This is a genomic window from Murimonas intestini (assembly GCF_024622195.1).
In the GTDB taxonomy this organism is placed as follows: Bacteria; Bacillota; Clostridia; order Lachnospirales; family Lachnospiraceae; genus Murimonas; species Murimonas intestini.
The window spans coordinates 540,832-563,074 of sequence record NZ_JANKBI010000001.1 but is presented as its reverse complement, the minus strand read 5'-3'; the positions used below and the strand labels follow the sequence as shown (position 1 = coordinate 563,074).

Annotated in this window: 26 protein-coding genes; 23 read left to right on the top strand and 3 right to left on the bottom strand. The window is 39.8% G+C overall.

Annotated features, from left to right (window positions below; genetic code table 11):
• Window positions 1-65 precede the first annotated feature (65 nt).
• Together pheT and NSB28_RS02610 are read left to right on the top strand one after the other, a co-directional pair.
• Window positions 66-2,483, top strand: coding sequence for a phenylalanine--tRNA ligase subunit beta (gene pheT, locus NSB28_RS02615; protein ID WP_109624343.1), 2,418 nt, complete (start codon window positions 66-68; stop codon window positions 2,481-2,483).
• A gap of 19 nt (window positions 2,484-2,502) precedes the next feature.
• Entirely contained in the window at window positions 2,503-3,117 is a 615-nt protein-coding gene (locus NSB28_RS02610; RefSeq protein WP_109624344.1) for a histidine phosphatase family protein, read from the top strand.
• 18 nt (window positions 3,118-3,135) lie between these two features.
• On the opposite strand, the gene NSB28_RS02605 is transcribed toward NSB28_RS02610, so the two are convergent.
• Entirely contained in the window at window positions 3,136-3,672 is a 537-nt protein-coding gene (locus NSB28_RS02605) for a DUF6512 family protein (RefSeq protein WP_109624345.1), read from the bottom strand.
• A gap of 81 nt (window positions 3,673-3,753) precedes the next feature.
• On the opposite strand from NSB28_RS02605, the gene queA reads away from it, so the two are divergent.
• The 21 genes from queA to NSB28_RS02495 all read left to right on the top strand — a co-directional run bounded on the left by queA (window position 3,754) and on the right by NSB28_RS02495 (window position 19,967).
• Window positions 3,754-4,791: a tRNA preQ1(34) S-adenosylmethionine ribosyltransferase-isomerase QueA gene (gene queA / locus NSB28_RS02600; RefSeq protein WP_109624346.1), complete on the top strand. Its 1,038-nt coding sequence runs from the start codon at window positions 3,754-3,756 to the stop codon at window positions 4,789-4,791.
• Between the two features lie 233 nt (window positions 4,792-5,024).
• Window positions 5,025-6,890 carry an AAA family ATPase gene (locus tag NSB28_RS02595; protein ID WP_109624347.1) on the top strand — a complete coding sequence of 622 codons (1,866 nt, stop codon included), beginning with the start codon at window positions 5,025-5,027 and terminating at the stop codon, window positions 6,888-6,890.
• Window positions 6,891-6,952: 62 nt separating this feature from the next.
• Entirely contained in the window at window positions 6,953-7,099 is a 147-nt protein-coding gene (locus NSB28_RS24955; protein WP_334304785.1) for a type II toxin-antitoxin system Phd/YefM family antitoxin, read from the top strand.
• Window positions 7,100-7,437: 338 nt separating this feature from the next.
• Window positions 7,438-8,295 (top strand): alpha/beta fold hydrolase, encoded by an 858-nt coding sequence (locus NSB28_RS02585; protein WP_257497409.1) that lies wholly within the window; start codon window positions 7,438-7,440, stop codon window positions 8,293-8,295.
• A gap of 271 nt (window positions 8,296-8,566) precedes the next feature.
• Window positions 8,567-9,118 (top strand): YdeI/OmpD-associated family protein, encoded by a 552-nt coding sequence (locus NSB28_RS02580; RefSeq protein ID WP_276538579.1) that lies wholly within the window; start codon window positions 8,567-8,569, stop codon window positions 9,116-9,118.
• A gap of 103 nt (window positions 9,119-9,221) precedes the next feature.
• The gene (locus NSB28_RS02575; protein WP_109624349.1) at window positions 9,222-9,617 is read left to right on the top strand and encodes an iron chaperone; all 396 of its coding nucleotides are present in this window, start codon (window positions 9,222-9,224) and stop codon (window positions 9,615-9,617) included.
• 939 nt (window positions 9,618-10,556) lie between these two features.
• Complete coding sequence (locus NSB28_RS02570; protein ID WP_109624350.1) at window positions 10,557-11,054, top strand: DUF3795 domain-containing protein; 498 nt, start codon at window positions 10,557-10,559, stop codon at window positions 11,052-11,054.
• A 119-nt stretch (window positions 11,055-11,173) separates the two neighbouring features.
• Window positions 11,174-11,740, top strand: a complete 567-nt coding sequence (locus NSB28_RS02565) for a GNAT family N-acetyltransferase (protein ID WP_109624351.1) — start codon at window positions 11,174-11,176, stop codon at window positions 11,738-11,740.
• Window positions 11,741-11,928: 188 nt separating this feature from the next.
• Window positions 11,929-12,246, top strand: coding sequence for a hypothetical protein (locus NSB28_RS02560; RefSeq protein WP_109624352.1), 318 nt, complete (start codon window positions 11,929-11,931; stop codon window positions 12,244-12,246).
• Between the two features lie 146 nt (window positions 12,247-12,392).
• On the top strand, window positions 12,393-13,499 hold the full coding sequence (locus NSB28_RS24605) for an LPD25 domain-containing protein (RefSeq protein WP_109624353.1): 1,107 nt from the start codon (window positions 12,393-12,395) through the stop codon (window positions 13,497-13,499).
• Complete coding sequence (locus NSB28_RS02550; RefSeq protein WP_306812108.1) at window positions 13,454-13,711, top strand: hypothetical protein; 258 nt, start codon at window positions 13,454-13,456, stop codon at window positions 13,709-13,711. The genes NSB28_RS24605 and NSB28_RS02550 overlap by 46 nt, the downstream gene beginning before the upstream one ends.
• 221 nt (window positions 13,712-13,932) lie before the next feature.
• Window positions 13,933-14,580 carry a TetR/AcrR family transcriptional regulator gene (locus NSB28_RS02545; RefSeq protein WP_109624354.1) on the top strand — a complete coding sequence of 216 codons (648 nt, stop codon included), beginning with the start codon at window positions 13,933-13,935 and terminating at the stop codon, window positions 14,578-14,580.
• Between the two features lie 67 nt (window positions 14,581-14,647).
• Window positions 14,648-14,938: a hypothetical protein gene (locus tag NSB28_RS02540; RefSeq protein ID WP_109624355.1), complete on the top strand. Its 291-nt coding sequence runs from the start codon at window positions 14,648-14,650 to the stop codon at window positions 14,936-14,938.
• A 23-nt stretch (window positions 14,939-14,961) separates the two neighbouring features.
• On the top strand, window positions 14,962-15,090 hold the full coding sequence (locus tag NSB28_RS02535) for a hypothetical protein (protein WP_257497408.1): 129 nt from the start codon (window positions 14,962-14,964) through the stop codon (window positions 15,088-15,090).
• Complete coding sequence (locus NSB28_RS02530) at window positions 15,087-15,377, top strand: hypothetical protein (RefSeq protein ID WP_109624356.1); 291 nt, start codon at window positions 15,087-15,089, stop codon at window positions 15,375-15,377. Before NSB28_RS02535 ends, NSB28_RS02530 begins: the two co-directional genes overlap by 4 nt.
• Before the next feature lie 229 nt (window positions 15,378-15,606).
• Window positions 15,607-16,188, top strand: a complete 582-nt coding sequence (locus NSB28_RS02525) for a TetR/AcrR family transcriptional regulator (protein ID WP_109624357.1) — start codon at window positions 15,607-15,609, stop codon at window positions 16,186-16,188.
• A gap of 4 nt (window positions 16,189-16,192) precedes the next feature.
• Window positions 16,193-17,089 carry an ABC transporter ATP-binding protein gene (locus tag NSB28_RS02520; protein ID WP_109624358.1) on the top strand — a complete coding sequence of 299 codons (897 nt, stop codon included), beginning with the start codon at window positions 16,193-16,195 and terminating at the stop codon, window positions 17,087-17,089.
• Window positions 17,086-17,889: an ABC transporter permease subunit gene (locus NSB28_RS02515; RefSeq protein WP_109624359.1), complete on the top strand. Its 804-nt coding sequence runs from the start codon at window positions 17,086-17,088 to the stop codon at window positions 17,887-17,889. Before NSB28_RS02520 ends, NSB28_RS02515 begins: the two co-directional genes overlap by 4 nt.
• Before the next feature lie 473 nt (window positions 17,890-18,362).
• A complete protein-coding gene (locus NSB28_RS02510) occupies window positions 18,363-18,854 on the top strand; it encodes a hypothetical protein (protein WP_257497407.1) in 492 nt (163 codons plus the stop codon).
• 93 nt (window positions 18,855-18,947) lie between these two features.
• Entirely contained in the window at window positions 18,948-19,655 is a 708-nt protein-coding gene (locus NSB28_RS02505; protein WP_109624360.1) for a hypothetical protein, read from the top strand.
• Window positions 19,656-19,763: 108 nt separating this feature from the next.
• Window positions 19,764-19,967, top strand: a complete 204-nt coding sequence (locus NSB28_RS02495; protein ID WP_257497406.1) for a hypothetical protein — start codon at window positions 19,764-19,766, stop codon at window positions 19,965-19,967.
• A gap of 82 nt (window positions 19,968-20,049) precedes the next feature.
• Here the strand turns inward: NSB28_RS02495 and NSB28_RS02490 are convergent, their stop codons facing one another.
• Window positions 20,050-21,396, bottom strand: coding sequence for a sensor histidine kinase (locus tag NSB28_RS02490; protein WP_257497405.1), 1,347 nt, complete (start codon window positions 21,394-21,396; stop codon window positions 20,050-20,052).
• The gene (locus NSB28_RS02485) at window positions 21,393-22,118 is read right to left on the bottom strand and encodes a LytR/AlgR family response regulator transcription factor (RefSeq protein WP_109624361.1); all 726 of its coding nucleotides are present in this window, start codon (window positions 22,116-22,118) and stop codon (window positions 21,393-21,395) included. Before NSB28_RS02485 ends, NSB28_RS02490 begins: the two co-directional genes overlap by 4 nt.
• Between the last annotated feature and the right edge of the window lie 125 nt (window positions 22,119-22,243).

Sequence of the window (22,243 nt, the reverse complement as noted above, 5' to 3'; positions counted from 1 at the left end):
TATGTCAGACTGGCATTCATAATGCCGGATAATTAAATACAGCAAATTAAGAAAGGAAAATAAATATGAATACTTCATTATCTTGGATTAAGGCATATGTACCGGAACTGGACGTGACTGCCCAGGAGTATACAGATGCAATGACCCTCTCAGGGACAAAGGTGGAGGGATATGAGGCTCTGGATGCTGACCTGGAGAATATCATCATAGGCCAGATCAAATCTATAGAAAGGCATCCTGACGCGGATAAGCTCATTGTCTGCCAGGTAGATACAGGAAACGGGACTGTTCAGATCGTGACAGGGGCGCCCAACGTAAAGGAAGGCGACAAGATCCCTGTAGTGCTTGACGGCGGGCGTGTGGCAGGAGGCCATGACGGCAAAAAGACTCCGGGCGGAGTGATGATAAAGAAAGGCAAACTGCGCGGCATAGAGTCCTGCGGTATGATGTGCTCTATTGAAGAACTGGGAAGCACACGTGACATGTATCCGGAAGCGCCTGAATACGGGATCTATATTTTTCCGGAAGACGCAGAAGTGGGAATGAGTGCAATTAAGGCATTGGGACTGGATGACGTGGTATTTGAATATGAGATCACATCCAACCGTGTAGACTGCTACAGTGTCATTGGCATTGCCAGAGAGGCGGCAGCCACATTTGGAAAAGAATTTGTGCCGCCTGTTGTAACTGAAACAGGAAATTCAGAGGATGCCAATGACTATATTAAAGTCACCATAAAGGATGAGGAGCTCTGTCCCCGTTACTGTGCCAGGATCGTAAAGAATATAAAGATAGCCCCCTCGCCTAGGTGGATGCAGAGACGCCTGGCAGCGAACGGGATCCGCCCCATCAATAATATTGTAGACATTACAAATTATGTGATGGAAGAATACGGACAGCCTATGCACGCCTATGACTACGATACTATTTCGGGCAGGGAGATCATTGTGCGCAGGGCCGAAAAAGATGAAAAGTTTGTGACTCTGGACGGACAGGAGAGGACACTTGATGATTCTGTGCTGATGATCTGTGACGGCGAAAAGGCTGTAGGTATTGCAGGGATCATGGGCGGTGAGAATTCCATGATTACAGACAGTGTCAAGACAATGATGTTCGAAGCTGCCAGCTTTGACGGTACGAACATCAGGCTTTCCAGTAAAAAGATAGGCCTTCGTACAGATGCTTCCGGCAAGTTCGAAAAGGGCCTCGACCCCAATAATGCAAAAGCGGCTATTGACAGGGCATGCCAGCTGATTGAAGAGCTGGGAGCCGGAGAAGTAGTCGGCGGGACAGTAGATGTCTACAAAAAAGTAAAAGAAGCTGTACGCATCCCATTTGAACCGGAAAAGATCAACGCACTGTTGGGAACTGATATTGCCTCAGAGACTATGCTGGACTATTTCAGGAAAATAGGCCTGGAATATGATGAAGAAACTAATGAAGTCATTGCGCCTACATTCCGCCATGACCTTTTCCGTATGGCTGATCTGGCTGAAGAAGTGGCACGTTTCTACGGATATGATAATATTCCCACCACTCTGCCCACAGGGGAGGCGACTACAGGAAAGCTGCCGTTTAAGCTGCGTATAGAAGAGGTGGCCAGGAACATTGCGGAATTCTGCGGATTTTCACAGGGGATGACATATTCCTTCGAGAGCCCCAAGGTATTTGACAAGCTTCTGCTTCCGGCAGATTCTGCCCTGAGGAACGCAGTGCAGATATCAAATCCTCTCGGCGAAGATTTCAGTATCATGAGGACAGTGTCATTAAACGGAATGCTGACCTCTCTGGCATTTAATTATAATCACAGAAACAAGAATGTCCGCCTTTATGAGCTTGGAAATATCTATCTGCCCAAGCAGGTGCCGGTGACAGAGCTGCCGGATGAGAGGATGCAGTTCACTCTTGGAATGTACGGTGAGGGAGATTTCTTTACAATGAAAGGCGTTGTGGAAGAATTCTTTGATAAGATCGGCATGGATAAAAAGAGAGAATATGATCCGGGCGCAGGAAAGCCGTTCCTTCATCCAGGACGTCAGGCCAATATCGTATATGAAGGTGAAGTGGTGGGTTACCTCGGTGAGGTCCATCCTCAGGTGGCAGATAATTATGAGATCGGTGAAAAGGCTTATGTGGCAGTGCTGGATATGCCGGTCATAACAGAAAAAGCCACGTTCGACAGAAAATTTGAAGGGATTGCCAGATTCCCGGCAGTGACCAGGGACATCAGCATGGTAGTTCCAAGAGAGATCCTTGCAGGACAGATCGAGGCTGTGATAGCCCAGAGGGGCGGCAAGATCCTGGAGAGCTATTCCCTGTTCGATATCTATGAAGGCTCACAGATCAAAGCAGGTTACAAATCAATGGCTTATTCAATCGTATTCAGGGCTAAGGACAAGACACTGGAAGAGGCGGAGATCACAGCGGCCATGAAGAAGATCCTGAATGGGCTGGAGTCCATGGGGATTGAGCTGCGCCAGTAAAGCATACAGGTGAAAAGAGATGCAGATATATATTGTCCGTCATGGAGAGACGCTCTGGAATGTCCAGAAGCGGCTCCAGGGACGGACGGATATTGAATTGAACGATAATGGCCGGTTTCTTGCAAAAAAGACGGCGGAAGCATTAAAAAGTGTTCCATTTACGGTTTGCTTTTCCAGCCCGTTAAAAAGAGCAAAGGAGACGGCGGGGATCCTGCTGGCGGACAGGCATGTGCCTGTCCGGGAGGATGAACGTCTGATTGAGATCAGTTTTGGAGAGATGGAAGGACTGGTCAATGACGGCAGCGGCCGTGGGATGCTGAAAAATTACCAGGATTTCTTTAAAGCTCCCGGAAGATATGTGCCTCCGCCCGGAGGTGAGGCCCTGTCCAGCTTATGCAGACGCACAGAGCAGTTTTTAACGGATATTACAGGCAGGGCAGAATTAGAGCAGGAAACAGTTCTGGTGGCAACACATGGGGCCGCTATGCGGGCCCTGCTGAACAGCCTGCGGGAATACAGCCCAAACGACTTTTGGGGCAAGGGAGTTCCTAAAAACTGTGCTGTGGCCGTACTGGAAAGCCATGGCGGGGAAGTACGGATCTGTAAGGAGGACGAGGCGGCAGCCAGCCTGTAGTATTCTTGTATATATGTCTTATATGGGGGTGGCTGTGTCTGGTGACAGGAACAGATTAATAGCAGGCGGATTCCAGGTGAAGCAGAAGAACAGTACAGCAGTAATGAGCAAAAGGCAGGTACAGATGAAATCAAGTCTGTGGCTGCCTGTTTTTTTTCTTGTAAAGAGCAGGTAAGTTATAAAATAAGTGATAAAAACCCCGAGCAGGAAATCAGCTATGTCCAGCCAGAGATAATGAGTGCCCAGTATGCCTGTATAGGTATAGTAGAAGATGACAATAAATGCCAGGCCGCAGCCGATACCCACAGTCCTGGAGAACAGGAAGCCCTCAGCTTTTCTGGCACACCAGAAGTATTCAGGAACTGTCAGAAGCAGCACTGGAAAAAAGAGCATTTTCAGGTGTTCCCAGGTGGATTCATTCACAGGGGCAAACAGCCCTGCAAGAGGATGACAGCCTGACCATTCATAAATGAAATGAAAGAGCGTTCCGGCTCCCATTGCGATTATCATAAATATGATTTCCCGGAAGAAATACTGTTTTTTATAAATTTTCATTTGAATACCTCCGGAAATAGTGTATGATATTATTTGCAGAAGTATGCGGAAAAGTAAATGAAAGATTAGGAGAGATGATAGATGAAGACATCTGATTTTTATTATGACCTGCCTCAGGAGCTTATTGCACAGGATCCTCTGGAAGACAGGGCCGGATCCAGGCTTCTGGTTCTTGATAAGATAACAGGGGAAATTGAGCATCATGTATTCAGAGATATTATAGATTTTCTGGATCCCGGCGACTGTCTGGTTGTAAATGACACAAAGGTTATCCCGGCCAGGCTGATAGGAAGCAAAGTGGGGACAGATGCAAAAATTGAAGTCCTTCTTCTGAAACGGAAAGAAAATAATATATGGGAAACGCTTGTAAAGCCAGGCAAGAAGGCAAAGCCCGGAACAGTGATATCTTTTGGAGACGGCCTGCTTACAGGGGAAGTACTGGAGGTCGTTGAGGAGGGCAACAGGCTGATACAGTTTTCTTTTGAGGGTATTTTTGAAGAGATATTAGACCAGCTGGGCCAGATGCCGCTTCCGCCCTACATAACTCACCAGCTGAAGGATAAAAACCGTTATCAGACTGTGTATGCAAAGCATGAAGGTTCTGCAGCGGCTCCCACAGCCGGGCTTCATTTCACACCTGAGCTTTTGGAAGCCATACAGAAAAAAGGAGTCAGGCTTGCGCATGTGACTCTCCATGTAGGGCTGGGAACATTCAGGCCGGTGAAGGTGGACGATGTGACAGAACATCATATGCATTCGGAATTCTATGTGGTGGAAGAAGATCAGGCCAAATTAATCAATGAGACTAAGGCGGCCGGAGGTAAAATAATCGCTGTTGGGACTACCAGCTGCCGCACACTGGAAGCAGCCACAGGTGAAGATGGCATCTTAAAGGCGGGGAGCGGCTGGACGGAGATCTTTATCTATCCGGGATATAAATTCAGGATGATCGACAGGCTGATAACAAACTTCCATCTGCCGGAATCTACTCTGCTGATGCTGGTATCTGCATTGGCGGGAAAAGATAAGATAATGAAAGCGTATGAAATCGCAGTGAAAGAGAAGTACAGATTCTTTTCTTTTGGGGACGCAATGTTTATTACAGGCAACCAAAAATAAACCGTACAGTTTACACAAAAAGCAGCCAGGAGGTTAATTCTCCTGGCTCTTGTTGTCTTTTGAATAAATTGGTATCTCAAACCGTTCTTGGACACGATGCTGCCGATTTTGCCATCCGCCTTTGTTCCGAATAATGTTGATTTTATTCCGAATTGAAAGTATACTAATTTATAGAACTTAGGAGCTTCCTGTATAATTCAAATATAGGGAATTCCAAGAAAGAAGGTGTAACTATGTGCAATACCATGACCGTGAAGGAAGCCGCAATGCTGTGGGGGATCACAGAACGTAGAGTAACAGTCCTATGCAAAGCGGGGCGGATAAAGGGGGCTCATAAGAATGGCCGCAGTTGGGTGATTCCTACAGATGCCGAAAAACCTGCAGACAGCCGGATTAAGACTGGCGTATATAGAAAAAGCAAAATGCCATCTAACCTGCCGCTACCGGTTGGAATTTCGGATTACCGGTTAGCTTCATCGGAATACTATTATGTTGATAAGACTATGATGATCAAGGATTTTTTGGACGAGCGGCCAATGGTCTCTTTGTTTACCCGTCCGCGTCGTTTTGGAAAGACTTTGAATATGGATATGTTTCGTACCTTTTTTGAAAAGACGGACGAAGATACTTCAGTTTATTTCACAGACAAAAAGATTTGGCAATGTGGAAAAAAATACCGCGACTATCAGGGGAAATATCCAGTGATTTTTATCACCTTTAAGGATGTAAAACGGGAAACCTGGGAGGAAACCTATGATCAAATCTACAAGATTCTGAGGCAGGAGTTTGAACGCCACAGTGAGCTATTAGAAAGCGAACAGTGCAGCAAATATGAGAAAACATATTTTAAAGCTATTATGGAGGGGAATGCGGACAGCACGGACATGATGATGGCCCTGCAAAGACTCTCTCAAATGCTGGACGAGTATTATGGGATACCGCCGATTATTATTATCGATGAATATGATACGCTGATCCAGCAGGGGCATATGAGAGGCTTTTACGATGACGTGATTCTCTTTATGCGCAACCTGTTTTCAGGCGGTTTGAAGGATAACCGACATCTTTCATATGGTTTTTTAACTGGTATTCTTCGTGTCGCAAAAGAAAGTATTTTCAGCGGGTTAAATAATCTTGCAGTCAATTCAATTTTGGATAGTCGATATAGCGAATATTTTGGCTTTACTCCGGCAGAGGTACAAGCGATTGCCCGCTATTATCATGCAGAAGAGAAGTATGGGGAAATCTGTACATGGTACGACGGGTATCGGTTTGGAGATTCGGAAATATTCAACCCGTGGTCTGTTATTAATTATTTTAGAAATCATTGTCAGCCCAAAGCCTTTTGGCAGTCAACCGGCAGCAACGAGATTATCGGCGAAGTCCTGGCAAATGCAGGAGAAGATATCTATAAACGCCTTAATGCTTTATTACAGGGAGAGTCTTTTCTAACGTATATTGACACCGGCGTTATTTATCCGCAGATTCGAAACAACCCTTCCTCTGTGTACAGCTTTCTTTTGGTTGCCGGATATTTGAAAGTTGTAAAGGTAGAGCCTGCTTTTAGCGGCGATTATATGTGTGAGGTGGCATTGCCTAACCAGGAGATTGCGTTTGTCTATAACAAAGAGATCCTGCAGAAATTAACGGATATCATTCCCCAGGCTACTGCGATATCAATTCAAGAAGCGTTGTTTTCCAATGATGTACAGCGGCTGCAAAAGGAGATGCACAAGCTTCTACTTCAATCGGTAAGCTGCTACGATACTGCCGGAGAAAACTTTTACCATGGATTTGTTCTGGGTCTCTGCGCTATGATGGATAACCGCTACTTCATCAGCTCGAATGGGGAGTCGGGCGAAGGCCGATACGATATTCAATTATTGCCTAAGTCGGAAAAGATGCCTGGCATTTTGATTGAGCTTAAGGCTGTTAAGAATTTTTCTGGTGATAAATTAAAGCAACTCTCAGAAACGGCTTTGGCGCAGATTGAGGATCGTAAGTACAATACTGATATGTCTGCCAAGGGTATTAAGACGATTTTCAAGTACGGAGTTGCCTTCAGTGGGAAACAAGTTGAGATTACGGCAGCTTCCTAATAAAAAAGCTGAGAAAACTGAACCTGTATAACATTGATATCGAATGATAATTTAGTCGGGAAATTTGTTTCGCTTACGAAGCAGTTGCGGAAGAATCAAAAGAGCCTATTTATATAACAAAAAACAGAGAAGGTGATATGGTTCTAATGAGTATTGAAGCTTATGAAAAACGGGAACAGATCCTGGAACTTCGGGGACGTGTTTTGTAGGCAGAGCAGGAACGTCTGAATGGAGAAAAAACAATGAACGTAGGAGAGGCAAGAAAAGCGCTAAAGGAACGGTTAAGTGAAATATAAGGTTGAAATCCTCCCATCTGCCTGGGAGGATTTCCAGATTCTGGTTCAAAAACACCAGATAAGTGCGAAGAAAAGCTGATTTATTAAGGATATACCTTTTTTCAAGTTCAGAGGATGATTGTTTACGATTCAAAGCGGTTGATTGCTAGTGCTGCTGTATTGTGGTAAGATGAATAAAGATAAAGATCAGAACCTACAATTAATATACAGGAAAAGAATAAGTTCTGGTATGACCAGGAATGGAGGAAAGAATGCAGGCACCAGGGAAAATTGTTAAAGTAAATGATACATATATGCATGTTTATCACATACCCCAACAGACAGCAGATCATAAAAATACAATTGTATTTTTATCAGGTTCTGGTACAGAATGTCCAACTTATGATTTTAAACCGTTGTGGCACCTCCTGGCAGGGAGAATCAATATGGTGGTAGTCGAACGTCCCGGATATGGGTGGAGCGGACAAACCGGACTTTCCAGAGATATTGATACTATTTTGGAAGAAACGCGGAAAGCATTAAAAAAAGCGGATATCACGGGACCGTTTATTCCAGCCGCTCATTCAATGTCTGGTTTGGAGGTTATATATTGGACACAAAAATATCCAGACGAAATCAAGTCCATTATAGGACTTGATATGGCAGTACCTGAGGCTTATCGTTCGTTAGAGACTCCGTTATTTCTTTCCCCAATGGTGTGGATTGCACACTTATTGCGCAGACCCGCTGCTAGAGTTATGACAAAAAGCCATCCAGTAGTGAAGAATAATCTCCTTAACAAAAAGCAGCAGGCAGAAATGTATAGGATTACCTCGAAGCAGCTGCTTAGTAGAAATATGGTTGATGAAATTTATTTTATAAAAAGAAATGCTCTTAAAGTAGGAGAGGGTAAATCCCCGTCTCTGCCAGTGCTCTGTTTTCTATCCTATGACAAAGAAAACCTGAAGCAGATCCCTACGTGGGGAAAGATCCACCAAGAGTATTTTTCGACAAACGAGCATGTAAAATTTATTAATCTGCCATGTGGTCACTATGTACATAGAGAAGAGCCGGAAATGATAGCAGAGTCAATTACTCATTTTCTGAGTCTGCATGGTATGTTATGCTGATTTATTTCAGAGCCGGCAGATACAATAAATAAAAAAGTGGTTGTAGATAATTTATGTTAGCTCCGATTGGCGGATTGAAAGAGTGTTGTATCACCCATGTAAAGAAAGAGATAAAACAAGATATTCAATCTATCATCGTTCCCGAATTTACAGGGATCGATAGTATAATGATAGATTGATAAATACCCGTTTAGTCAGTAGAAAAATTAGTAATTGCACGCTTATGGCGAGCAAAGCAAACGATAAGGAGGGATATATCATAAGCGAAACAATGAAATTTGACAATAGAAAAGAATTTCGTGAATGGCTCAGTGAACATTGTCTTATAAATGATGGTATTTGGCTTTTGTTTGGTAAAGCTGGTGGGCCAAAAACTATAAAAGCAGGAGAGGCCCTGGAAGAAGCTCTCTGTTTTGGCTGGATTGATGGACAGATGGAAAAGATTGATGATAAGACATACAAGAAGTATTTTTCTCTGCGCAGAAAGAACAGCAAATGGTCTGAGAAGAACAAGGCGCTGGTGAAAAAGCTTGAGGAACAAGGGCTTATGACTGACTTTGGCAGGAAGAAGATAGATGAGGCCAAGAAGAACGGTCAGTGGGATGCTTCAAATCCTCTGGCAATCATTACAGAGGAACAGATTGCCTGCCTGTCTGCATTGTTGGAAGGGCACGAACCCGCTCACACAAATTTTCAAGCGATGTCTCCATCCGTAAAGAAGACTTATACACGGGCATATTTTGACGCAAAGACAGATGCCGGACGGGAAAAGCGAATTGTCTGGATGGTGGACAGGCTCAATAAAAATCTAAAACCAATGTAATCAGTTTTAAAAGAGTCCTATTATGGAAAGAGGTGCCGCAGTATAATCTGCATGCAAACGTCCAGCTTGTCTGGAAAATTTGAAGTTGAGGAGAAAATAAAATATGTGGATATGCCCCAAATGTGGAAGGGAGTTTAAAAGAACAAATCAGGGACATTATTGCGGAAAAACACCTGAAACAGTATTAGAATATATAGATTCGCAACCATTAGATATACATTCCCATTTAAAAGAAATGATGATTACATTGCAAAATAGTGTTCCATGTATAAGTGAACGTATATTATGGAGTATGCCGTATTATGAAAAAGAAGGAAAATCTGTCTCCTTTTCTGCTTGTAAAAAACATATTAGTTTTTATGTAGGGATTGAAGCTATTGGAGAATTTGCATCCGAGTTAAATGAATTTGTCACAAAGAAAAATGCAATCTATTTTCCTTATAATAAAGCATTGCCAACAAAACTGATTACAAATATTGTGAAATGGTGTTTAAGCTGATTTGACAACATAGAATTTGCAATGAAGGTTATTTATATGATAGGAGGTGTGTGTTATAGCTGACAATGTATTTTGGATTCTTGTTGCCGGAGTTATTATAGGTGCTCTGTTAATTCATTTTTATGTTTGGAGAAAATATCATTATATATGCTCTAAATGTCACCGTTCTTTTAAACCAAGCTTTTTACGTTCACTGATAGCAGTGAACGCCGCTGAAGATAGGAAATTGAGGTGTCCGAATTGCAACTCAACAGAGTATATGAAAGCCTTGAAAGATGAGAAGAAACACGCAAAATAAACATAATGTGGAATAGACAAATTCCAGCTGTGCGCCCAGCAAAGGGCAATTAACCTAACAGGTGCAAATCCGGTCTGTTTAAGGTCTAACCAACCAGCAGTAGCGAGTCTTGCGTGGTAATCAGTAATGATTGTTGCGAAGCGTAGACAGCAAGCTAGTAGGGTTGCAATGCGATTGAGCCTCGAAAAGTTGAATTTCAGAGGGCTGACGCCTTAACTGGTGCGGAAAGCAACATCGGCTAACTCGCTATGGTGAGAGTTCGTCGGCACTGCGTGGTCAAAGAGCCAATCATGCTTGACATAGTGGTTAATTGTCAACTGAGGAGAGCCTATTGCTTCTTGGAAACAAGTACGCTTCATCAACTAGATGTGTATGACAACAATGACCTGCCAGCAAAAGAACTGATTGCGAAGCTGTAGTCAGATGAAAAGCTACACATGGGAAGGGTTTATAGATATGCTGAAAGTGTATCCGCTTGCCAAACCAAAGATATATGTTAGTCTATTCTAAAAGCGAATGTTATTATGAGGAGCCGTATGCGTAAAAGCGCATGTACGGATCTGTGAGGGGCTTGCGGCGTGAGCCACTTGTCTACTCGACTATCTGAGTGAAAAATCAGAAAATTTAAAGGAGGTGCTGAAATGTACGATTTACCTTATGGCTATTGTGGTATTATGTGTGCTTTGTGTAATCGTCATATCGTGAACGGGAATAGTGCCTGTTCTGGTTGCTCTCAAAATGGTTATTATTCTGAACCATGTAAGATCTCTAAATGTTGTAAGGAAAAGCAAATTCTTCATTGTGCATTATGTAATGAATTTCCTTGTGAAAAAGTAAAAAAAATCGGAGACTTCAGTGACCTAAATACTAATGAACATTATACTAAGGCTTGCCAATGTATATTGGAAAACGGATTTGATATTTGGTATCAAGAATATGAAGAGCGAAAAAATCTTTTAATGATAGCTTTAGAAAAGTACAACAACGGCAGAATGAAGCGATACTTATGTGAATTGTTTATGCGCGAAGATTTAGTTGATTTACGAGAGGTAATGGAGGTTGCTAATAATGATTTAATCGGCACACCAAAAGAACTTTCCACTCAGTTTAAGTCTATAGTAAATAGCATTGTCAAATAGAGATAAATTGTACGACACCCTAATTGTATTTATTGTGTTTATCTGTAGGGGGAATCTTAGGTATGGTAATGTTTAACCAAATCGGTTGGATATTCTAAATTTGAAGTTGAGGTGAATATATGCGGAATGATATTGCTATACGCCCAGAAACACAAAAGGATTATAAAGATATTATTTCTTTGGTGTTACGTTCTTTCCAAGAAGGAACCAGTTATTCTGATGGAACAGACATTATTGCATTGATTGAAGAAATCAGAGTCTCTAAATATTATATTCCAGAATTATCTTTTGTAGCTGAATTAAATGGGAAAATAGTCGGACATTTCTTATTTTCACATTTTCCTTTATCAAGAACACCAAAAGGGGAGCACATAGATAGCAAATCTATTGTAATGTTAGCTCCAGTTTCTGTGCATGCAGATTATTTTCATAAGCATGTTGGTATTACAATGTTAACATTAGGAATTGAAAAAGTAAAAGAATTGGGCTTCAAGGGAATTACCGTGGAGGGAGATTTTCACTTTTATAATCGTATAGGATTCAAGACATCATCACAGTATAAAATATATCCTACAAGCGGATATCCAATGAGTGAACCAAGATGTATGATGTGTCAGGAAACATTTGAAGGGTCATTGGAAGGAATACAAGGATATATTGTTTATGATATGTATTGCAATGCGTAAATTCCAGAAACTGAAAAATCTGAACTCTAGGAGGAATACTATATGTTAGATTTTATTTGTGATTTTTTCGGTGGTATTATGGAACCTCGTATTACGAAGATTGTACGAAAATTTCTAAAAAATTAAAAAAATCTTAGTCTGTCATGTAGGGGAAAGTTAAATTTGCTCAAGAAGAAAGGGGGCTGCTTATGACAACTTTTATATGTTTTGTAATTGCTATAGTGATTATATATGTTATGAGAGTATTTACTGGCGGCTTTGACATTACAGAACTTGTATCATTTTTGTTGATGATAGTATTACTTGGTTCTCACGTATACTTATCAACAAGGAAAAAAGCAATCTTTGGAATAGTGGTACCAATATTTATTATAGTATCGTTTTATCCTGTATACAAAATGATGAACCCTGTAGGCACTACATTTCTTGTACTTGTTGTGTTGTACATGATAGCTTTAGGTAGTTGTATTTATATATGGTATAAGGCAAGGAAGAACAATAAATAAATCCGAGTTTATCAAATATTTTAATAACTAAGTGATAAGCCATCAGGTTTTTTAATCATCTGATGGCTTGTATTTTAACTATAATCTGAGCATTACCGCTAAATGGTAGTGCTTTTTTTGGGCAAAAATGGAGAGGAGACAGATTTGTGGAAAACAGTAAAATGGGCAAGGATGCCGTCAATGGTATCCGGATTACTTTTTATGTAGCAGAGTGTATGGAATTTCCGCGTTATGGTGAGTGCCGGGAAGATATTTTATCTGCAGAAGAAGCAGTAAAATTTTATGAGGCAATTCCATCAGAACGCCTTAATGCGGTCAAAGGAATTGGAGTCCATGTATATGACCAAAAACAGCCGGAATTTTTACAAGAATTTCAGTTGGTCCACATGGGGAAGATGGATGTGGATATGCTGCAAGCAATGTATGGATTTGATGACTATCCGCAAATTCTACGAGCTGCAAGGGAGTTGATATCTGCAATGCCGGAACTGGAAGTGATCGATACTGGGAAATTGTTGAATGAAAAAGAGGATTTCCATAAGAGTGCAGACGTGATGGAAATAGCGGAAAGTATCAATCAGTTTCAAAAGAGAATTGATCCCGATGGGTATGAATCTTTTTATCCGGATGAGGAAAAACACATAAGAAAAATTGCAATGCAGCTTCTGGTTGATAAGGGTAAGGAAGGTTTTCAGAAATGGCTTGAATTTGGGCGATTTCTTGAATCACCAGAGCTATCCGCAGAAACACAGAGGCTATTGATGACCTTAAAAGACTCAGAAATAGAGATACCTTATAATATGGAGCCTTTTGTATATGTGGATTCCAGTGAAGATATGAGATTGGAAGAAGGAGAGGTTTTAACACTGCAGGAGGCGGTGCTGCTATTTGGACGTTTGGATTATGAGCAGTGCCTGTCCCGGAAAAACAAAGAAACTTTAGGGTATAACAAAACCTGGTTCCGCATTCTTTATCTGCATGAAGGGGAGCTTTGTTCTTATAATGGCCGTCAGGATTTTGGGGATGGCAATGGGGATTTGTTCCAACACATAGAGGCACAGCAACAGTTCTATTCAAGTGATGAAGGTATGGAATATTTGAAATCATTGCCAGAGCAGGAGGCGGCTGCACTGTGTGCTGTGCCAATACTAATAGGGAATTTGCCAGATATATGTCTGTCGAGATGGCGCCGGGGGAAATCAGAAAGATGTTTTGCATTGAGGCATTTGTTATTGCCGGGCGTCCGATTTTAATCACCCTGCCGCTAGCGGTGGCCGTGGTGGGGTATATGCTGCGAATGAGCTATCTTGAGGCAGGAGAGTTTTTTGCCGAGGCACCGTTGATTCCAATTGTTGCTTTTATGCTGGTTATTTGGGGAACCGTGGCGTTGGCTTATTATCTTGGCTGGCGGAATGTACATAGAATCAATCTGGCAGAAGTTTTGCGTGATGATACAATGGTGTAAGAATTAAGCGGCACAGATTTCAAAGTTTGTATTGGAGCTCCATAAAGACAGCAACAGGAGGATTATAGGATAAATTATTGAGCGTGCATTTCTAATTTTAGATTGGCACGCTCTTTCAATAATAAATGATTGACAATGGATAATAATTAGTTGACAACATACACTGTGTATGTTATATTGAGAATACAAACATACTGTATGTATTAAAAAGGAGGTATAAAATGCCACGCAATAAATATCCGGAAGAAACCGTGCAAAAGATACTGGATGTATCTTTAAAACTATTCCTTGAAAAAGGTTATGAAGAAACTACCGTATTGGACATTGTTGATAATTTGGAAGGACTAACCCGTGGAGCTTTCTATCATCATTTCAAGTCCAAGGAGGAGGTTTTAGATGCTTTAGGGATCAAGTTATTTTGGGACGACAATCCATTTGAAAAGGTAAACTCGGAAAAAGATTTGAATGGTTTGGAAAAAATTAAAAAGGCTATTAAATTGTCATTCCAAAACGAGAAGCAGCAGAAGGTCGGTATCATGTCTATCTCATTGCTGAAGAACCCTAGAATCTTAGCAGAGTACATAGAAAGTAACCAATATATTGTTTATCCATTTTTTGAAAAACTTTTTCAAGAAGCGATTGCAGATGGCTCTATCAGTGCCATGAAATATCCAAAAGCATTATCAAGTTTATTTACATTACTCACAAGTATATGGTTACAACCAGCAATATTTCCTTGTTCAAAGTCCGAGCTTTTAGAAAGATTATATTTCACGAAAGATTTACTTGAGAATTTAGGTGTACCCATTATTGATGAGGAAATATTAGACTATGTAAAAAATGTATTGGAAAAAATGGTAACTGAATAAAATTGCGTAAGCAATTTTATTTGCCTAAATACATACAGACAACATGTATAAAAGAGGAGGAAAAGACATGAAAGAAGAAAGGTTTGAAGCTTCTATGGAACATTTTGGTGATGCCATTGAGAAAACGGTGGAGGGTGCGGCAAAAGTGATTGATAAATCCGTAAACCTTGCGTGGAAATTTCGCCCTGTTCGGTTTGCAGGAAATACCTTAACCTTTTTAACCGGAGCTGGACTTATTGCAAGTTCTGTACCACTTGATGAAAAAGGATATCATAAAACGGCTAAAGCTTGTTTAATTGGCGGTAGTTTAGTGATCATCATACGCATTGTTGAATTAGCTGTATTCAGAAGAAAGTAATTAATAGACAGGAGATAATATCAATGAAAAAAATGATTTTTTGGTTTAAGTTTACAACTATTGCTATTATTTCAGCGATAGCTGTTATTGAAGTATTATCAGACAGCAGTATTCATGATAAGTCTTACAGTCAGAGGGAGGATGATCTATGACAGAAGATAGATTTGAACAAATAATGGAAAATGCAGGCGATTCTATTGAAAAAGGTGTAGAGAATGTGGCAGACAAATTTGATAAATCTATTAACAAAGCATGGAGACACAGACCTGTCCGTTTTATAGCAAAGACATTTACATTTTTACTAGGTGTCGTCCTTATGGTAAGTGCTATTCCGCTTTTAAAAAATGGACAGAACTTAGTAGCTAATATTTGCTTAGTAAGTGGTATTTTAATAATAGCAGCAAATATAGCTGAACTAATTATATTCAAAAGAAAATGATCTATAGCTGAGCGTAGAAGTGCTATAACAATGACTGGCTAGGGTGTCGGCTTTAAATTCGATGAAGAAAAACCGTAACCGTATTTCACATTTCTGATGTGAAATACTGGCTGCGGTTTTTATATTATATTGCAGCAGGTGCTGTGTACATTGACAAAGTGATGAATCTATATTAAAATATCGGTAGATATATATCGGTTGGTATTTAATTAATGAAAGAGGTGGTACAATGGCTCCCAGACAAAAGATAACAAGAGATATGATTTTAGAATCTGGTTTTGAATTAGCAAAAAGAAATGGCATTGAAAGTGTCAACTCTCGCAATGTGGCAAAAGAATTATCCTGCTCTACACAACCCGTATTCAGTCAGTTTCCTACAATGGAGGAATTAAGAAAAGCAGTTTTTGATTATGTCTGTGAGAAATGTGTTTATGAGATTTTGAAAAACAAAGAGAAAAGAGACTTTCTTAGCTTAACTACCCGCTGGTACTTAAATCTTATAAGAAACGAAAAGAACTTGTATAAGCTAATCTATTTTTCCTCTGGCTTTGAACATAATTCCGTTATTGAAATGATGTTGAATTATGATAGCAATAGAGAAATGATTAAAAAAATGCAATCTGATTATTCTCTGAATGAAGCACAGTGCAATGATATATTATTGCGGACATTTGCATTACTGCATGGAATTGGCTCTTTAATTGCTTTTAATGATTTACAAATTAGTGATGATGAAATTTCTGCTTTGATAAAAAAGACAGTTGTTGAAATGGTACAGGGCGCCTCAAACTCAAACATTAAGGAGGAATGAGATAATGAATGTCATAGACATTAAAAACTTGACTAAATCTTATGGGAAATCAAGGGGTATCGAGGATGTTACCTTTTCCATAGAAAAGGGAGAAATTTTTGGATTTATCGGGCCAAACGGAGCTGGGAAAAGCACAACTATACGTTTATTGCTTTCGCTGATATATCCAGATAATGGACATGCTACTATTGAAAATATGGATTGTTTCAAGGATAGTAAAAACATTAAAAAGATACTTGGCTATGTTCCATCAGAAGTAAACTATTATGATGATATGAAAGTTATTGATTTATTTGATTATTCCAGCAGGTTTTACAAAAAAGATTGTTCAGATAGATCCCTGGTATTGTCTAAACGGTTAGGTCTGGATATTACAAAGAAAATAAATGCCCTGTCTTACGGGAATAAAAAAAAGGTCGCTATAATTCAAGCCTTACTCCATTGTCCTAAAGTATTGATTTTTGACGAACCCACAAGCGGACTTGACCCGTTGATACAAAACGAATTTTTTGAAATCCTCAAAGAAGAAAAGAAAAGAGGAATTACGATACTGTTTTCATCACATGTCTTGAATGAAGTTCAAAAAGTCTGTGACCGTGTGGCAATAATTAAGGAGGGGAAAATATTAACGATTGAACAAATAGAATCATTAAGGAAAAATCAGTTCAGACAAGTGGAAATTTCTTTTAAGAAAACTAACACTCATACATCATATGAAAATATGGCAGTCAAAATATTATGTGAAAACGAAAACACTATATCATTTCTTCACGCTGGAAATATCCACGATTTATTATCAGCTTTAGAAAAAGATAACAACCTAGAAAATGTATCTATAACTGAACCGTCCTTAGAAGATGTCTTTTTGCATTATTATGTTGAAGGGAGTGAGGATAAATGAAAAACTTATTCTTTAGAGAAGTGAAAAGGAACTCGAAATCCTTTTGTCTCTGGCTTGTTATACTGGTTGCGGTAAACGCATTTATGTTCGTTGCTTTTGAAAGTGTTGCTGAAACAGCGACAAATACAGAAGCTATGCTCTCCCAATATCCCGAAGCGTTTATTAAAGCTATGAGCTTAGATAAATTCGATATGACAAATATTCTGCACTATTATGCAAGCCGTTCCTACATCCTATTTATGCTTTTTGGAAGCATTTATTCCGTTATGTTATCGGCATGTATCCTTTCAAAAGAAGAAGCTGACCGCTCAATAGAATTTTTGATTTCTAAACCTATAACACGCAATGAGATTGTAGGGGCAAAGTATTTATGCGTCACAATGTATGTATTACTTTTCAATTTACTATTCTCAATATCAAACTTTCTTTTTATGCAAGTTTTTAAAATGGATAGTTTTGATTTAGAACCATTTCTTCTAGTGTCAGTTGGTGGATTTTTTATTCATATGATATTTGCTTCGGTTGGATACTTGCTGTCCGTATTCATAACAAAGACCAAAACAATTATATCTGTTTCTTTTGGAGTAATCTTCATCACCTATTTTTTTAGTATTTTAGCTTCTGTTGAAGAAAAAATGTCCTATCTTAAATATCTCTCACCTTTTAGCTATTATGGTGCAGAAGATATGGTTATAAATTCAGCTTTAAATCCATTGTATTTAATCATCACAATCATTATTATCACGTTGTCTGTTGGACTAACCTATTTTTTCTATTCAAAGAAAGATATAACAGCCTAAATATATTGATAAGATAAGAATAATTTCTGCAAATTGATCGCTGTCATAATATAATCGCTATTTCTGATTTTGCAGGGGAAAATTCAGAAATTGCTAAATCTTCTTGTTAAAAGTAAATACCTATGTTGATAAGTGTTAAGATATAGAGTACAATTCATATTAACGCTTGTTAATTTGGCGGGAAAATATGAGTACAGTTACAAGCGAAAAGAAACTATATCATTTTGGGAATATTGAGGAACTGTTACAGGGAATGTACTCTTACGTTATCGACAGGTTTTCAACAGCTCTGAAACAGGCGAAGTAAAAGCAGTATCCTTAAAATCAGTATTTGATTTAGATAATTCCTGTTGGTATTCTAAAGGATATGCCCTGTGGCTGCTATGCCGAAAGAAAACTCAAGATATTGATTGGATTATTAGAAAACGGTAATGTTCTGTTTTATTAATTAGACGATGTAAAGGAGAAAGAGTATGCTTTTACCAATAGAATGTGCGATTGCCTGTATTATTTTTGCAGTAATAATACTACCAACACAGTATAAAGACCCCGTTAAGTATGTTATGTCATACCCTCCGGAAATTAGAAAAAGAGTAGGATCTTTGCCCCAATATAAGAATTCTATTAAAAGAACTGAAAAAGGGCATATATTAAAAAAACTTATTGCTGTATTTATATTCATTCCTCTTTTAGCGGCAGTTGCCTATTATTCTGGAGCTAAAAGCTTTAAAACAGCATTTATACATGTGTTTATTTTATTTTTATCCGTTAATTTATTTGATGTAATTGTGCTTGATATTGGTGTGTTTTGCCATAGTAAAAAATTAAGAATAGCAGGAACCGAGGATATGGACAAGGAATATAAGAACTATTTATTCCATGTTAAAGGAGGCATAAAGGGAATTGTGTTAGGTATTGTGATTGCTCTTTTATCGGCGGGCGTTGTTCAATTGGTATTTATGTAAATATAAAATAATTCAGTTTGTTTGTAATATTTAAATTCAGAGAGCAGTTTAAAATGGCGTGGTTAAAAAAATAACAACAAAAGGAGAACAAATATGTGTACAAGTATAGTTTCAAATGGTAATAAAACTATTATTGGTTTTAATCTTGATATTTTGGATATGGAATATAAGGTTGTAGCTGAAAACGATAAAGTTTATATTGCTATATACGATAAAAAAGAAGGATGGTTACCGCTGTTTGGCGCTAATGCCAGAGGGGATTTCGTAGCTATGCCAACATGTTGGCCATTCGATGAAAGAAGTAATCCTGCTAATACAGATTGTCAAAATATCATTATGCTGGATATTGATTTACTTCTTAGTAAAAAAACATTAGGTGAGATCAAAGATATTGCTGAGCATGGATCTGTTTGCAGTGTTCCTGGTGTCACTTTCCAATCCCAACTTTCAGATAGTGCTGGAAACGTTTTACAAATAATTCCGGGGCAAGGAGTACGTTATTTACCAAAGCCGAAATACTCGGTCTTAACAAATTTCTCCCCGTTTAAGGGAAGAAATGAGCAGCACCCCTGGATGGGATGGGACAGGTATAATAAGGCGGTAGAGATGCTTGAAAATAAAAATGAAGACTTTGATGTCTCGGATTGTTTTGAGATTCTAAGGCAGACTGCACAAACAATATGTCCCACTGTGGTATCAATTGTATTTGATGCTGCAGATAACATGGTATATTGGTGTGAGAACAGAGAATGGAGTAAAATACAGAAAAAGAAGCTACTGGCAGAGCAGCAAAAGAGATAGTTATAAACTATATTGGTTTCTATGATAAAGGTGTGGTGTTAGCTGGCGGCTGCGGAGATACAAACGGAAAACCGCAGATAGACAAAACAGAGCATTTAATAAAGGCTTATGAGTTTGGTAAGTCCATTTACAAAGTATAATTCTTGCGGACGTCTCTGTAATCCCGGTCCTGCGGCGGCAGAGGTGTTTTCAGACAAGCTGAAAGCGTACAAAACAGGTAAAGGTACTATAAGGTTGTTCTACCATGAACCTCTGCGGCTTGAACTGATTGCCGAGATTGCAGGATGGTGCGAAAAGGAGTATGGAGAATAATGGTTTGCTGCCGGTGAGAGCTCCCGCAGAAGCACGCTGATACGTGGCTTTTGCGGGGGCTAGTCTTTTTGTACCGGAATTTCTACATATCTGATGAAATTTTGAGAAGAACGGAGGCGCAGAACACACCTTCTTTTTGCTCAAACTGTACATCTCCCCCATATCGGGCAGCTATACTCTGAACAGAAGCTGTCCCGATTCCAAATCCTTCCCTTTTTGATGACATGGGAATCCCTTCATGAAAGATCACAGGTGTTTTGCAGGTATTGTCTACCAGAATAAGCAGTGTTGATTTATTGCGCTGTTTTATGCAGAGTTTGATAAACTTTTGTTTTTCTGTGCCGCGTATGCAGGCTTCTACGGCATTTTCCAGAAGGTTTCCAAGCAGTACTGTGATATCCGTGCTTGTAACGGAACAATTGTCAGGGTAATTTACTGCAGCTTCAAACTGGATCTTAGCGTCCCGCGCCAGCGTGGCATAATAGCAGACCACTGCGTCCACTACATTGTTGCGGCAGTAAAGCTCCAGCGTGTCAGGCGGAAGTTCGTTCTTGTAAATATCTATGTAATCAGCAAGCCCTTCCCTGTCATTCCTGTCTATATAGCACTGCACAACGGCAAGGTGTTGGCGGAGGTCATGACGGGCCCTTCTGATCTCTTCCATGTGGGAAGTTAGGAGGTCACATTGTTTCCTTTGTGATTCCAGGTTTCTGTCGGCGTATTTCAGGGCATCTTCCAGCTGTGCGCTGTGCCGGGAGATCTTTAGTGTGTTTAAAACCACATAGGATACATAACAGACGCCAAACAGCATGAGATAGCGGGAGAAGAGAAACTGCCATGAAGCATAGGCATATACATCTGTTACTGTACAGTACAGCATACCAAACAGGGTGGAAAACAGAGGGATCTTCCAGAAATTCTGCCATATTTTTTCGTCATCGATTTTCAGCGCATCCGATATTGTATGACTGAAAAAATGGAACATAAAAGGACAGGTGACAAGATATATCAGTATGCGGGCGATATTGTAAATAAGATATGGATGCCGGACGGAGAAATCAATAAAAAACCGGCTCTCAATATAGTTTGCATTGCCGAGTACAAAAAACAGCCAGGCCAGAAACAGCAGATAGGTAAACATCAGTTTCGGGAAACTTTCTCTGATCAGCAAAAAGGCAAGAGCCAGAAAAACAAGCATAAAGCTGTAGCGTGTGACCGTTGTCCACTGTTCCGCATACTCATTACCCTTCAGGTTGATATAATAAAAAACCATGCTGTTTGCAGCAGACAAAAGAAGCTGAAGAAGAATGATGTAACGGAAGGGCATCCGCAGCCTGTCACGGAACATCCAGTATCTGGGCAGTGTAAAAGGAATGGTATCCAGGAAAGGAAAGAGAAGCACCATCATTGTATCAAGTATTTTCATCATAAAAGCATACCCTTCCTTTCACGCTGGAATATATAAGAATGATAGAGTGATTCAATTTTTTTCTTATCCCGCTGTGAGAATGGTACAATGTTTCCGTTATCCATCAGAAAATCAAACCTGATGATACATTCTACGCGTTCCAGGTTAACAATGCAGCCCTTGTAGCAGGTTAAAAACTGAGGATAGGGCGCAAGCAGGCCTGTCAGGGATTTAAAGGAAAGGCGGAACCGGTAAAGGCCGCATTTATCAGTATGGATCTGGACATAATGATTGTCCTGGTCGCACCAGAGTATTTCGTTCAAAAGGATTTTTTCCTGTTCTATGCGTATAAAACGGGCTCCCCATATTTTATCAAGTCTGGCAGTTTCCAGAGTTTTTGCGAAATTATCATATCCGTAAGGTTTGACCAGATACCCGCAGGCCTGTACTGTGAAGCTGTCTATAGCATGGTCACGGCTGGTAGTCACGAATATAAGCGCCGCAAGTTTATCCAGTTTGCGTATCTCCAGGGCGGTGTCGATGCCGGAAAGTCCGTCCATGTACTGGTCAATAAAAATAATGTCATAAGTATCTGGCATGAAGTCTGACAAAAAAGCCTGGCCGCTTGTATAATCTTCTATAGAGACAGTCTCAGCGGCATAATTTTCTTTCATATAACGCAGCAGGTATTCTCGTATATCCTCCCTGCAGCGGCTTATATCATCAATTATGGCAACTCTCATCGTCCACTCCCCTCTCTGAAGTAATATTGAGTGTTTACAGCTGTGAAGGTACTAAATAGTTTTATTAATTTTATTGTACAGTAAAGAGCTGATTTCGGCAATGTAGTTTAAGGCCAAAATCTGCA